Consider the following 12,562-nt stretch of genomic DNA (forward strand, 5'->3'; position numbering starts at 1 on the left):
AGGAAGTTGCGTTGAAGTATACCAAATGGACCCGCTGGCATTCCAGCCACAGCACGGCGCTTTGGGCCGTGATGGCTTCCCCTCACGCCAGTTTCGACACCGGTGCGCGCGGCGGCGCACTCAGAAGTTCGTCTCGATCGCCATCCTGGCGCCGTCCGGCACCTGGTTCGGAATCACCCGGTGGGCAAGGATCGCGTAGTCCCGGGCAGCCGCCACCGACGTCGGATTCACCAGCCGCTTCGGGCCGCCCAGCCAGGCGAAGTGATCCTTGCCGTCGTCGCTGCTGAACCAGGCAAAGTCGCCGATGCGGTCGAGGCCGCGCTTCACCATCTTCAGCAGCGCCAGGGCTTCCTCTGAAACGCCGAGGTGCCGTCCTGTGTCATGGATGACCGTGGCCAGGTTGCGGAGCTTGTCGGTCGAGGTGCCGTCGCCGTTTGCCGGGTCAGGTACCAGTTCGACGACCAGAATCCCTTTGTGCGCGGTGATGCGTGCTTGATGCATGGCTTCTCCCAACGGATGGATGTCCCCTGTCGGCCAGATGCAATCAACAAGCAAGTTTGCTGCCAGGCCGTGCGGGATGTGCAGCGTACCTGCCTCGCATGACATTTCTGGGTGTGCGGCGCGGGCATCGACGCCGGCGGCTAGCCAAGCCACTCGCGGACGCCGGTGTGGCGGAATGGGCGTAGTGTTGGTACCGGCCCTGCACTTCCCGGAGACCGTTGGGCCGCAGGCAACTTTGCCTGCGTTGGATTGCCGACGTCACCAGCCCAGGACAGGCACGGAACTGGTGCACGCGCTGTTCGGGGTGATGCCTTTCATCCGACCCGGTAGCGCCGGATCACCTCCGGATCGGGATCGATGCCCAGACCCGGCCCGTCTGGCACCCGAATCATCCCGTCCCGCGGCACCACCGCATCGCCGAGCACCCGGGCCTCCATGTCGAAGTAGCGCCATTCGATCATGGCACGCGCATCGCCCAGCGCCGCCGTGGCATGGATGCTGGCCAGCAGCCCGGGGCCGTCGTAGAAGGTGTGGACCATCACCTGCGTGTTGTGCGCCTCGGCCAGCGCGAACACCTTGCGCAGCGGGCTGATGCCGCCCATCTTGGCCGGGCTCGGCTGGATGACGTCGACCGCGCCGGCGCCGAGCATCTGGTGGAAGTCCATCAGCGTCGAGGCGTTCTCGCCCGCCGCCACGGCAATGCCGCATTGCCGGCGCAACGCGGCCAGGCCGGCGTAGTTCTCCGGTGGCCACAGCGGCTCCTCGAGCCAGCGCAGCGACAGCGGCGCCAGCGCGCGCGCCATGTCGATGGCCTCGGCCAGCGACCACGGACAGTTCACATCGAGCGTGATTTCGATATCGGGCCCGGCCGTCTCGCGCGCGGCCTGTACGACAGCGAGGTCGACCTCGTGCAGCTTGATGCTGCGGTAGCCGTCGGCGATCGCGCGCTGCGTGTTGGCCGCGATCGTCTCACGGTCGGCGTAGCGGATCAGGCTGGCATACGCCGGCAGTTGTTCCCGCCGCGTTCCGCCCAGCAGCCGGTACAGCGGCAGGCCGGCGGCCTTGCCGCAGATGTCCCACAGCGCGATATCTAGCGCCGACAGCCCGTACATCATGGCGCCGCTGCGCCCGAAGACGTGGAACCGGCGCTGCAGGTCCAGGCTTAGCGCCTCGGGCTGCGTGGCATCCATGCCGAGGCACGCGGGCGCCAGCAGTTCGTCGAGCGCCGCCTTGACCATCGGGATGCCGATAAAGCCGAAGGTTTCGCCCCAGCCCACGATACCGTCGTCCGTGGTCACCTTGACCAGCAGCGAATCGGCGGCCTGCAAACCCGCCCCGCCCCACACGCCGGCGGCGGAGACCCCGCCGACCGTGAATGGCACGCGCAGCACGATGGTGTCGATCGACGCAATCCGCATGGCTCGCTTCCCGTGGCCGCTGCAGCCCCCGAGGACCGGCTGCTGCTTGGCTGCGTTCACTATAGGCGAGCGCGTGTTCTCCAGCCGCGCCGGACTGGCTGGCTCAACCGCTCGCGCTCAGCCCTGGTCGCCGCCACCGACCGGCAAGACCGTACCGGTGATGTAGGACGCTTCGTCCGATGCCAGGAACAGGATCGCATGCACCTGTTCGTCGATCGTGCCATAGCGGTGCATCAGGCTGCTCTCGCGGGTCTGGTCGACGATGGCCTGGTACCAGCCCGCCTCCTGCTCGCTCTGCGCTTCGGTGTGGCGCGGAATCCTGCGCGGCGGCGCCTCGGTCCCGCCGGTGGCGATGGCGTTGACGCGGATGCCTTCGTGCGCGTGTTCGAAGGCCAGGCTGGCCGTCAGCGCATTGACGCCGCCCTTGGCCGCCGCATAAGGAACGCGGTGAATGCTGCGGGTGGCGATCGACGACACGTTGACGATCACGCCCTGCCGGCGCTCGACCATGCCCGGCAGCACCGCGCGGCAGCACCACAGCGTCGGAAACAGCGAGCGCCGGATCCCGGCTTCGACCTGGTCCTCTTCGTAGAACTGGTAGGGCTTGGCCCAGATCGTGGTGCTGGCTGCCTTCCACGACCGCGCACTGAAGCCAAGCCGGCTGCATGAGGTGCGCGAGCTGCAGATCGCGCTCGGGCTGGTGGCGATGGGCGAAGGCATCTCGGTGGTGCCCAGCAGCGTCTACGGGCTGAAGCGGGATGACGTGACCTACAAGGAACTGGATGATCCCAAGCTGGTGTCGCCCATCATCATGAGCACCCGGATGATGGACGAGTCGGCCGACCTGCACTCGCTGCGCGACATGATCTACCAGCTCTACGAGGAGGCATGGCCTACCTGCCCCCGCAGAAGGAATAAGGCGCCGTCGACAATCCATACTTTTGAGGTATCAAATCAGACGACAACGGTCTTGGACAGCTGAAAAATAGCCATCCATACTCCGATGCAACGTTCAACTGCATCAGGAAGGTATGAAAGTGGCGACACAATCCAGTTCCACGGCCATCGAGTCGATCGAGGCCATCCTGGTCGACCTGCCGACCATCCGCCCGCACCAGCTCGCCATGGCGACCATGCAGCGGCAGACCCTCGTGATCGTGCGCCTGCGCTGCGCCGACGGCGTGGAAGGCATCGGCGAGGCCACCACCATCGGCGGCCTGTCCTACGGCGATGAAAGCCCCGAGGGCATCAAGCTGACTATCGACACTTACCTGGCGCCGGCGTTGCTGGGGCAGGATGCCACCAACGTGCACGCCGCCATGGCGCGGCTGAACAAGGTGGCGCGCGGCAACCGCTTCGCCAAGTCGGCACTGGAGACCGCGCTGCTCGACGCGCAGGGCAAGCGCCTGGGCGTGCCGCTGGCGACGCTGCTGGGCGGCGCCGTGCGTGAAACGCTGCCGGTGCTGTGGACGCTGGCCAGCGGCGATACCGCGCGCGACATCGACGAGGCCGAGCGCCTGCTGGCCGAGCGCCGCCACGACACCTTCAAGCTCAAGATCGGCCGGCGCAGCGTGCGCGAGGACGTGGCCCATGTGTCGGCGATCAAGCGCGCGCTGGGCGACCGTGCCCGGGTCACCGTCGACGTCAACCAGGCCTGGAACGAAGCGGATGCCGCCACCGGCATCGCCATGCTGGAAGCCGCCGGCATCGACCTGATCGAGCAGCCCACGCCGCGCGAGCAGCGCGCCGCGCTGGCCCGGCTGGCGGCGCGCTTTATCGTGCCCATCATGGCCGACGAAGCCGTGTGCGGTCCCGAGGACGCGATGGAACTGGCCCGCCTCGGCGCCGCCGACGTGTTCGCGCTGAAGATCGCCAAGTCCGGCGGCATCTTCGGCATGCTGCGCACCGCCGCGGTCGGCGACGCGGCCGGCATCGCGCTGTATGGCGGCACCATGCTGGAAGGCAGCGTCGGCACCATCGCCGCGGCCCACGGCTTCGCCACGTTGCCGCAACTGGCGTGGGGCACGGAGCTGTTCGGCCCGCTGCTGCTGAAGGACGATATCGTGCTGGAGCGGCCGGTGTACCGCGACTTTGCGCTGCACCTGCCGCAAGGGCCCGGGCTGGGGATCGCGCTCGACGAAGACAAGCTGGCGCACTATCGTCGCGCCTGAAATCACCATCAGACTGGAACAAGGAGAACCCGATGCTGTATCTGGTACGAATGGACGTGAACCTGCCGCACGACATGCCCGCCGCGCAGGCCGACGAAATCAAGGCGCGCGAGAAGGCCTACGCGCAGGACCTGCAGCGCCAGGGCAAATGGCTGCACCTCTACCGCGTGGTCGGCGAGTATGCCAACTACAGCGTGTTCGACGTCGAGTCGAACGAGGCGCTGCACAACCTGCTGTCGGCCCTGCCGCTGTTCCCGTACATGAAGATCGCCGTCACGCCGCTGGCGCCGCATCCGTCTTCGATTCGCTGAGAGAGGCCGCCCTAATGAGCATTGCCACCCGTGACGGGCTGCGCCTGCACTACGAACTCCAGGGCCCGGCCGGCGCGCCGGCGCTGGTCATGTCCAACTCGCTCGGCACCAGCCTGTCGATGTGGGACCCGCAGATGCCGGCGCTGCTGGAGCGCTTACGCGTGCTGCGCTACGACACGCGCGGCCACGGCGCCTCTGCCGTGCCTGACGCGCCGTTCGGCATGGCCGAACTGGGCGCCGACGTGCTGGCCGTGATGGACCATGCCGGCGTCGAACGCGCGCATTTCTGCGGCCTGTCGATGGGCGGCATGACCGGCATCTGGCTGGCACGTCATCACCCCGGACGCTTCGGCCGCTTTGTGCTGGCCAACACCGCGGCGCTGATCGGCCCGGCTTCCGGCTGGAACACGCGCATCGAGCGCGTGCGGGCCGAAGGCATGGCGGCCATCGCCGAGGGCGTGCTGGCCCGCTGGTTCACTCCGGCGGCGCTCGCCGGCGATCCGGCGCGCATGGCACCGGTGCTGTCGATGCTCGCCTCGACCGATGCCGACGGCTATGTCGCCAATTGCGCCGCGGTGCGCGATGCCGACCTGCGCGGCCTGCTGCCCGGCATCGATGCGCGCGTGCTGGTGATCGCCGGCGTCCAGGATGCCGCCACCACGCCGGAACAGGGGCGCGAGCTGGCTGAAGGCATTGCCAACGCCGATTACCTCGCGCTCAATGCGGCGCATCTGTCGAACTGGGAATCGCCGGCGGAGTTTTCCGACGCGGTGATCAACTTCGTTTCAGAGGCCTGATACCGGCGCTGCTTGCGCGAGGCTGGTTCACACCACCATCTCGACCCCAGACGCTGGCCGGCGCTCGAGCAATGCCGCCAGCTTCCTCAGAGCCAGCGACAGCTGCGCGTGATTGTCGACGCCGCCCAGCGAGATGCGGATGGCATTGGGCGCATTGGGCCCGTCCCAGAACGCGTCGGAAGGCGTGACCCGCAGGTCTTCCGCCAGCGCGGCCCGGGTGAGCTGCTGCGCCGACCACTGCGCGGGAAGGCGGTGCCAGACGTGGATGGCACTGGGCGGCAGCTGGCCGATCCCGCTCAGCCATCGGCTTGCCAGCGCGCACCGCGCCAGCGCTTCGGTGCGGATGCCGTCGAGCAGCTGCATGGCCGAGCCGTCATGGATCCATTGCGTGGCCAGCGCCGCGGTCATCGGCGCGGCCATCAGCGCGAAGGCGCGCAGCGAAGCCAGCAGGTCGTCGCCACTCCTGCCCTCCGGCAACAGGACGTACGCGGTGCGCAGGCCCGGCGTGAGCGCCTTGGACAGCGTCGCGACGTAGCAGGTGCGCTCGGGCGCAAAGGTGGCGAGCGGCGGCGGTGCCGACGGCGTCAGCAGCCAGTACGGGTCGTCCTCCAGCAAGGCGATATCGCATCGGTGCGCGGCGCTGGCGATCTCTGCCCGGCGCGAGGCCGGCATGGTGTGCGTGGTCGGATTCTGCGCGGTCGGGTTGAGGTAGGCCAGCGTGGCGCCTGCGGCGCGGGCCGCGGCGAGCGCGTCGGGCAGCATCCCGTCCGCATCGCACGGTGCGACCACCACGCGCCGGCCCAGTTGCGCTGCCGCGGCGCGGATGCCCGGATAGGCCAGCGGCTCGGTCACGATTGCCTCGCCGGGCCGCGTGCGGCTCAGGATCACGGCGGCCAGCGCAGCCTGGGCACCGGGGCACACCACCAGCCGCGCCGTGTCGACCTGCCCGAAGATCGGCGCAAGCCAGAGCGCCCCGGCCGCCCGGTCCGAAGCACTGCCGCCGCCAAGCTGGTAGGTCATCAGCAGGTGCGGGTCGCTGCGCAGCAGGACCTGGTTCAGGCCGCGCCGCAACAGGTCCGGGAAATCCACGCCCGCCGGCGGCGGCGGCACGTTCATGCTCATGTCGACCACGCGCGCGAGTTCCGCACGCGGCGCGGCAATGAAGGTGCCGAGCGCGCCCCTCGCTTCGATCAGCTGTCTTCGCCGCGCCTCGTTATAGGCGCGCGTCACCGTCGTCAGGTCCACGCCGAGGGATTGCGCCAGGCTGCGCTGCGGCGGCACACGGTCGCCGGCCATGAGGCGGCCCTCGCCGATTGCCCGCTCGATGAAGTCGACGATCTGCAGGTACCGGGCCCCACCGGACGCAGTGATCCGCAGATCCCACTGGCCAGTGATCCGGGCAGCGCTTTCGCTATCTTGTATGGATTCTGTCCCCAAACTTTCCTCGATGTATGGGCCTTGTCTTCGACTAGCATGCCAGACATTGTCGAGGGAATCCATACAAGCCCGCAGCCGCGGGCTGACGCAGCACTTGAAACGGAGCGCGTGGCCGGATGCCTTCGGTAATCCGTAACCAAGGTGTCCGACATGCTCAAACCTACCGCCGGGCCGGCAAACAAAGATCGACAAGGCCCGTTGCCCCACCCTTCCCCCAGCCTCAGCCCATCGCCCGCCCTGCCGCCCCGCATCGGCGCGTTGCTGCTGGCCGCCGGGCTGAGCGCCCTGCTCAGCGGCTGCAACCTCGAACTGCTCAATCCCAAGGGCAGCATCGGCGCACAGGAAAAATCGCTGATCCTGATCGCGTTGTTCGTCATGCTGATGGTCGTCATCCCGGTGATCTTCCTGACGCTGTGGTTTGCCTGGCGCTACCGCGAGAGCAACACGCGCGCGACCTACGCGCCCAAGTGGTCGCACTCGACCAAAATCGAGATCGTGGTGTGGGGCATCCCGTGCGTGATCGTGGCCTGCCTGGCCGTGCTGATCTGGGATTCGACGCACAAGCTCGACCCCTATCGGCCGCTGGAGTCCGAGGTCAGGCCGCTGCAGGTCGACGTCATCGCGCTGAACTGGAAATGGCTGTTCATCTATCCCGAATACGGCGTCGCCTCGGTGAACCAGCTTGCCATCCCGGTCGGCACGCCGGTCAACTTCCGGCTGACCGCGGAATCGATGATGAATGCGTTCTTCATTCCGCAGCTTGGCAGCATGGTCTACACCATGGCCGGCATGCAGACCCGCCTGCACCTGATCGCGGACACACCGGGCGTCTATCTCGGCCAGTCCGCGGCGTACAGTGGCGCGGGCTTCTCGGACATGCATTTCAAGACCCTGGCGACCTCGCGCGAGGACTTCGACGCGTGGATCAGCAAGGCACGGGCCTCGGCCCGGACGCTTGACGCGAACACCTACAGCACACTGGAGCAGCCCAGCACCAGGGACCCCGTCGCGCTCTACGCATCGGTGACGCCGAAGCTGTTCGACCAGGTGGTTGACAAGTACATGCTGGCCAACGGCGCGATCTGCCGCGCGAACACCCCCGAATCACTGCAGGCCTTCCAACGCGTCCCGTCGGCGCTCCCCGGCCGCATGGAGCAATGACATGCTAGGAAAACTCAATCTCGAGGCCATCCCCTACCACGAGCCGATCATCATGGGGACGCTGGCCGTGGTGCTGGTGCTGGGCGCCGCGCTGCTCGGCGCGATCACCAGGTACGGCAAGTGGAAATACCTGTGGACCGATTGGATCTGCTCGGTCGACCACAAGAAGGTTGGCGTGATGTACATCATCCTGGCCCTTGTCATGCTGCTGCGCGGCTTCGCCGACGCGATCCTGATGCGCACGCAGCAGGCAGTCGCCTACGGCGATGCCGCCGGCTACCTGCCGCCGCACCACTACGACCAGATCTTTACCGCCCACGGCGTGATCATGATCTTCTACGTGGCCACGCCGCTGGTGGTGGGGCTGATGAACGTGATCGTGCCGCTGCAGATCGGCGCGCGCGACGTGGCCTTCCCGTTCGTCAACTCGCTGAGCTTCTGGCTGTCGGCCATGGGCGCAGTGCTGGTGATGCTGTCGATGTTCGTCGGCGACTTCGCCGCGACCGGCTGGGTGGCCTATCCGCCGTTGTCCGAGCTGGGCTACAGCCCGACCGTCGGCGTGGACTACTACATCTGGTCATTGCAGATATCCGGGCTCGGCACCACGCTGACCGGCATCAACTTCATCGTCACCATCCTGCGCATGCGCGCTCCGGGCCTGACCCTGATGAAGATGCCGGTGTTCACCTGGACCGCGCTGATCACCAACATCCTGATCGTCGCCATCTTTCCGGTGCTGACCGCCACGCTGGCCCTGCTCACCGCCGACCGCTACCTCGGCATGCACTTCTTCACCAACGAGCTGGGCGGCAACGCCATGATGTACGTGAACCTGATCTGGATCTGGGGGCACCCCGAGGTCTATGTGCTGATCCTGCCCGCGTTCGGCGCGTTCTCGGAAATCATCGCCACGTTCTCGCGCAAGCCCCTGTTCGGCTACAAGTCGATGGTCTATGCCACCTCGTCGATCGGCGTGCTGTCGTTCTTCGTCTGGCTGCACCACTTCTTCACCATGGGCTCGGGCGCCAACGTCAACGCCTTCTTCGGCATCATGACGTCGATCATCTCGATCCCCACCGGCGTGAAGCTGTTCAACTGGCTGTTCACCATGTACCGCGGCCGGATCCGCTTCCATACCTCGACCATGTGGACCATCGGCTTCATGGTGACGTTCGCGGTCGGCGGCATGACCGGCGTGCTGCTGGCGGTGCCGGGCGCCGACTTCGTGCTGCACAACAGCCTGTTCCTGGTGGCCCACTTCCATAACGTGATCATCGGCGGCGTGCTGTTCGGCTGCCTGGCGGCGATCAGCTTCTGGTTCCCGAAGGTGTTCGGCTTCAAGCTGAACGAGTTCTGGGGCAAGGTGTCGTTCTGGTGCTGGCTGACCGGCTTCTTCCTGGCCTTCATGCCGCTCTACGTGCTGGGCTTCAAGGGCATGACCCGCCGGATGAACCACTACGCCAACGTCGACTGGCATCCCTACCTGGTGGTGGCGATGATCGGCGCCTTCGTCATCGGCGCCGGCATCCTGGCCATGATCGTGCAACTGGCCGTCAGCATCCGCGACCGCAAGCAGAACCAGGACCTGACCGGCGACCCGTGGGACGGCCGCAGCCTGGAATGGTCGACCGCATCGCCGGCGCCGTTCTACAACTTCGCCCTGGTGCCGCACATCACCTCGCTGGAGCAGCACTGGGACGACAAGGAAGCCGGCCGCGCATGGCGCCAGCCGGCCCGCTACGAGGACATCCACATGCCACGCCCCACCGCGGCCGGCTTCCTCGTGTCAGTGTTCGGGCTGGTGTCCTGCTTCGCGCTGGTCTGGCACATGTGGCTGGTCGCCGTGGCCGGGCTGGTTGGCGCGATCGCGACCTTCGTGCGGCGCAGCTATGACCGCGATGTCGACTACTACGTCCCGGCCGCCGAAGTCGAGCGCATCGAGCGCGCCCGCTACGCCCAACTGCAGCAAGCTGCCTGAACCATGAACCCGACGCTATCCCCTACCCTGCACCATCCAGGCCCGCACGCCGCACATCCGGTGCCGCACGCCGCCGACCACGGCCATCACGATGCCGCCGCCCATACCACGCTGGGCTTCTGGCTCTACCTGATGAGCGACTGCCTGATCTTCGCGGTGCTGTTCGCAACCTTCGGCGTGCTGTCGGGCAACACGGCGGGCGGGCCGGGCGGGCAGCAACTGTTCGAGCTGCCGTTCGTGTTCACCGAGACCATGGTGCTGCTGCTCAGCAGCTACACCTTCGGCCTGGCCATGCTGCGGCAGGACGCGAATGCCGCGCCGCGCATGATCCGCTGGCTGGCGGCCACCTTCGTGCTGGGCGCCGTGTTCGTCGCCATGGAGGTCTACGAGTTCGCCCACCTGCTGCACCAGGGCGCCGGGCCCGGCGTAAGCGCCTACCTGTCGGCGTTTTTCACGCTGGTCGGCACCCACGGCCTGCACGTCACCGCGGGCCTGTGCTGGCTGGCGGTGATGATCCACCAGGTCCGGCGTTTCGGCCTCGATGACATCGTGCGCCGCCGGCTGGCGTGCCTGAGCCTGTTCTGGCACTTCCTGGACCTGGTCTGGATCTGCGTCTTTACCTTCGTCTACCTGCGGGAGTTCGCATGAAGCCGTCCCATCTTCACTCCGTCCATCCGGGTGAGCACCCCACCCACGGCAGCGTGCGCAGCTACACCATCGGCCTGCTGCTGTCGGTCGCGCTTACCGTGGCATCGTTTGCCTCGGTGATGACCGGCACGTTGCAAAGCCACGCCGCGATCGCGCTGGTTGTCGGCCTCTGCGTCGCGCAACTGCTGGTGCAGCTGGTGTACTTCCTGCACCTGGGCACCGGTCCCGGCCAGCGCGGCAATACCGCCATCTTCGCCTGTACCGGCTTCCTGATCGTCATCGTCGTCGCCGGCTCGCTGTGGGTGATGCACAACGCCGACCTCAACATGATGCCGACCGACATGTCCATCGAACGGGCACGGGCAAAAGACTAGCGCTACGCGCAAGGAGACCTTCATCATGTATGTCTATGACGAGATCGACCAGAGGCTGGTCGACGAGCGAGTCGTGCAGTTCACCGACCAGACCCGCCGCTTCCTGGACGGCGAGCTCGACGAGGAAGAGTTCCGCGTGCTGCGGCTGCAGAATGGCCTGTATATCCAGCGCCATGCCCCGATGCTGCGCGTGGCCATCCCCTACGGCATGCTGGCGTCAAGGCAGCTGCGCAAGCTTGCCGGGATCGCGCGCCGCTGGGACCGCGGCTACGGGCACTTCAGCACGCGGCAGAACCTGCAGTTCAACTGGCCGCGCCTGGAAGACGCGCCTGCCATCCTGGCGGAACTCGCCACGGTGCAGATGCATGCCATCCAGACCAGCGGCAACTGCATCCGCAACACCACCACCGACCACTTTGCCGGCATCGCGCCCGACGAGCTGGTGAACCCGCTGGTGTGGTGCGAGATCGTGCGGCAATGGTCGATGCTGCACCCCGAGTTCGCCTACCTGCCGCGCAAGTTCAAGATCGCGATCAGCGGCGCCACCACCGACCGGGCCGCGGTCGGCGTCCACGATATCGGGCTGCAGGCGGTCGAGGAAGACGGCCAGGTCGGATTTCGCGTGTGGGTCGGGGGCGGCATGGGGCGCACGCCCATGGTCGGCAAGCTGATCAACCCCTTTGTCGCCTGGCAGGACCTGCTGACCTACCTGCAGGCCACGCTGCGCGTCTACAACCTGCATGGCAGGCGCGACAACAAGTACAAGGCGCGCATCAAGATCCTGGTGAAGGATCTCACGCCGGAGGTATTCCGCGAACAGGTCGCGGAGCAGTGGCAGCGCATCCGGGGTGGCCCGGATACCGTCACCGAAGACTTCGTCGCGTCGGTGGCCGCGCGCTTCACGGTGCCGCCTTATGACCCCGCCGCGGCGCAGGATGCCGATGAAAGCGTCGATGAAAGCGCCGAACTCGCGCGGACCGACCGCGCATTCCGGCTCTGGCTGCGCAGCAACGTCCATCCGCACCGCGTACCGGGCTACGCCGCGGTGACCGCATCGCTCAAGGCAACCGGCCGCGCGCCCGGCGACATTACCGCCAACCAGATGGAGCTGATGGCCGACCTCGCCGAGCGCCACGGCTTTGGCGAGTTGCGGGTCTCGCACGAACAGAACCTGATCCTCGCCGACGTGCGGCGCAGCGGCCTGCCCGCGCTGTGGCGCGCGCTGGATGCGGCCGGCCTCGCCACGCCCAACGTCGGCAGGATCACGAATATCATCGCCTGCCCCGGCGGCGATTTCTGCTCGCTCGCCAACGCCGTGTCGATACCGCTGGCCCAGGCGATCCAGGAACGGTTCGAAGACCTCGACCACGTGCACGACATCGGCGAGCTCGACCTGAACATCTCGGGCTGCATCAACTCCTGCGGGCACCACCATGTCGGCCATATCGGCATCCTCGGTGTCGACAAGGCGGGTGAAGCCTGGTACCAGGTCACCATCGGCGGGCGGCAGAACGGCGCAGACAGCCAGGACAGCCACGGCGCCGGCGGCGGCGCGGCGATCGGCCGCATCATCGGCCCGTCGTTCGCGCAGGAGCAGGTGCCGGACGTGGTCGAGCGGCTGATCGGCACCTACCTCGCGCACCGCGACAGCGAAGCCGAGCGCTTCGTCGATGTGGTCGCGCGGATCGGCCTCGAGCCGTTCCAGGCGGCCGTGTACCCGGACGGCAGCAAGCGCGGCGCGGCGGTGCGTTAGCGACGCATGGATC

11 protein-coding genes and 2 pseudogenes are annotated in these 12,562 nt (G+C 67.1%); 9 read left to right on the forward strand and 4 right to left on the reverse strand.

Translation table 11 applies throughout. From position 1 onward, the window contains the following. Positions 1-120: 120 nt before the first annotated feature. The 3 genes and pseudogenes from E1J61_RS23585 to E1J61_RS23595 form a co-directional block, all read right to left on the reverse strand. Entirely contained in the window at positions 121-501 is a 381-nt protein-coding gene (locus tag E1J61_RS23585) for a hypothetical protein (protein ID WP_133096402.1), read from the reverse strand. Between the two features lie 314 nt (positions 502-815). Beyond that, positions 816-1,919, reverse strand: a complete 1,104-nt coding sequence (locus tag E1J61_RS23590) for a mandelate racemase/muconate lactonizing enzyme family protein (protein ID WP_133096403.1) — start codon at positions 1,917-1,919, stop codon at positions 816-818. A 117-nt stretch (positions 1,920-2,036) separates the two neighbouring features. Beyond that, positions 2,037-2,537, reverse strand: a pseudogene (locus E1J61_RS23595) (SDR family oxidoreductase); the annotation flags it as partial. 1 nt (position 2,538) lies between these two features. On the opposite strand from E1J61_RS23595, the pseudogene E1J61_RS23600 reads away from it, so the two are divergent. The 4 genes and pseudogenes from E1J61_RS23600 to pcaD all read left to right on the forward strand — a co-directional run. After that, a pseudogene (locus E1J61_RS23600) lies at positions 2,539-2,837 on the forward strand (LysR substrate-binding domain-containing protein); the annotation flags it as partial. A 113-nt stretch (positions 2,838-2,950) separates the two neighbouring features. Then, positions 2,951-4,090, forward strand: a complete 1,140-nt coding sequence (locus tag E1J61_RS23605; RefSeq protein WP_133096404.1) for a muconate/chloromuconate family cycloisomerase — start codon at positions 2,951-2,953, stop codon at positions 4,088-4,090. A gap of 32 nt (positions 4,091-4,122) precedes the next feature. Next, positions 4,123-4,401 carry a muconolactone Delta-isomerase gene (gene catC, locus E1J61_RS23610; RefSeq protein WP_029048466.1) on the forward strand — a complete coding sequence of 93 codons (279 nt, stop codon included), beginning with the start codon at positions 4,123-4,125 and terminating at the stop codon, positions 4,399-4,401. A 14-nt stretch (positions 4,402-4,415) separates the two neighbouring features. Next, positions 4,416-5,198, forward strand: coding sequence for a 3-oxoadipate enol-lactonase (gene pcaD / locus E1J61_RS23615; RefSeq protein ID WP_133096405.1), 783 nt, complete (start codon positions 4,416-4,418; stop codon positions 5,196-5,198). A gap of 27 nt (positions 5,199-5,225) precedes the next feature. On the opposite strand, the gene E1J61_RS23620 is transcribed toward pcaD, so the two are convergent. After that, complete coding sequence (locus tag E1J61_RS23620; RefSeq protein WP_133096406.1) at positions 5,226-6,698, reverse strand: PLP-dependent aminotransferase family protein; 1,473 nt, start codon at positions 6,696-6,698, stop codon at positions 5,226-5,228. An 87-nt stretch (positions 6,699-6,785) separates the two neighbouring features. Between E1J61_RS23620 and cyoA the strand changes: the two genes are divergently transcribed. The 5 genes from cyoA to E1J61_RS23645 are packed head-to-tail and all read left to right on the forward strand — an operon-like array spanning position 6,786 to position 12,549. Beyond that, positions 6,786-7,796 carry a ubiquinol oxidase subunit II gene (cyoA, locus tag E1J61_RS23625; RefSeq protein ID WP_133096407.1) on the forward strand — a complete coding sequence of 337 codons (1,011 nt, stop codon included), beginning with the start codon at positions 6,786-6,788 and terminating at the stop codon, positions 7,794-7,796. A gap of 1 nt (position 7,797) precedes the next feature. Continuing rightward, positions 7,798-9,774, forward strand: a complete 1,977-nt coding sequence (gene cyoB / locus E1J61_RS23630; RefSeq protein WP_133096408.1) for a cytochrome o ubiquinol oxidase subunit I — start codon at positions 7,798-7,800, stop codon at positions 9,772-9,774. 3 nt (positions 9,775-9,777) lie between these two features. Next, positions 9,778-10,422 (forward strand): cytochrome o ubiquinol oxidase subunit III, encoded by a 645-nt coding sequence (gene cyoC, locus E1J61_RS23635; RefSeq protein WP_133096409.1) that lies wholly within the window; start codon positions 9,778-9,780, stop codon positions 10,420-10,422. After that, a complete protein-coding gene (cyoD, locus tag E1J61_RS23640; protein ID WP_133096410.1) occupies positions 10,419-10,796 on the forward strand; it encodes a cytochrome o ubiquinol oxidase subunit IV in 378 nt (125 codons plus the stop codon). The genes cyoC and cyoD overlap by 4 nt, the downstream gene beginning before the upstream one ends. 25 nt (positions 10,797-10,821) lie before the next feature. After that, positions 10,822-12,549, forward strand: a complete 1,728-nt coding sequence (locus E1J61_RS23645; RefSeq protein ID WP_133096411.1) for a nitrite/sulfite reductase — start codon at positions 10,822-10,824, stop codon at positions 12,547-12,549. The last annotated feature ends 13 nt before the right edge of the window (positions 12,550-12,562 follow it).

Source organism: Cupriavidus sp. L7L, assembly GCF_004353535.1.
Classification (GTDB): domain Bacteria; phylum Pseudomonadota; class Gammaproteobacteria; order Burkholderiales; family Burkholderiaceae; genus Cupriavidus; species Cupriavidus oxalaticus_A.

What these genes read in the sequence shown, in the direction of transcription:
- E1J61_RS23585 (WP_133096402.1), bottom strand. Translation starts at nt 501, where the DNA reads ATGCATCAAGCACGCATCACCGCGCACAAAGGGATTCTGGTCGTCGAA.
- E1J61_RS23590 (WP_133096403.1), bottom strand. Translation starts at nt 1,919, where the DNA reads ATGCGGATTGCGTCGATCGACACCATCGTGCTGCGCGTGCCATTCACG.
- E1J61_RS23605 (WP_133096404.1), top strand. Translation starts at nt 2,951, where the DNA reads ATGAAAGTGGCGACACAATCCAGTTCCACGGCCATCGAGTCGATCGAG.
- catC (WP_029048466.1), top strand. Translation starts at nt 4,123, where the DNA reads ATGCTGTATCTGGTACGAATGGACGTGAACCTGCCGCACGACATGCCC.
- pcaD (WP_133096405.1), top strand. Translation starts at nt 4,416, where the DNA reads ATGAGCATTGCCACCCGTGACGGGCTGCGCCTGCACTACGAACTCCAG.
- E1J61_RS23620 (WP_133096406.1), bottom strand. Translation starts at nt 6,698, where the DNA reads ATGGATTCCCTCGACAATGTCTGGCATGCTAGTCGAAGACAAGGCCCA.
- cyoA (WP_133096407.1), top strand. Translation starts at nt 6,786, where the DNA reads ATGCTCAAACCTACCGCCGGGCCGGCAAACAAAGATCGACAAGGCCCG.
- cyoB (WP_133096408.1), top strand. Translation starts at nt 7,798, where the DNA reads ATGCTAGGAAAACTCAATCTCGAGGCCATCCCCTACCACGAGCCGATC.
- cyoC (WP_133096409.1), top strand. Translation starts at nt 9,778, where the DNA reads ATGAACCCGACGCTATCCCCTACCCTGCACCATCCAGGCCCGCACGCC.
- cyoD (WP_133096410.1), top strand. Translation starts at nt 10,419, where the DNA reads ATGAAGCCGTCCCATCTTCACTCCGTCCATCCGGGTGAGCACCCCACC.
- E1J61_RS23645 (WP_133096411.1), top strand. Translation starts at nt 10,822, where the DNA reads ATGTATGTCTATGACGAGATCGACCAGAGGCTGGTCGACGAGCGAGTC.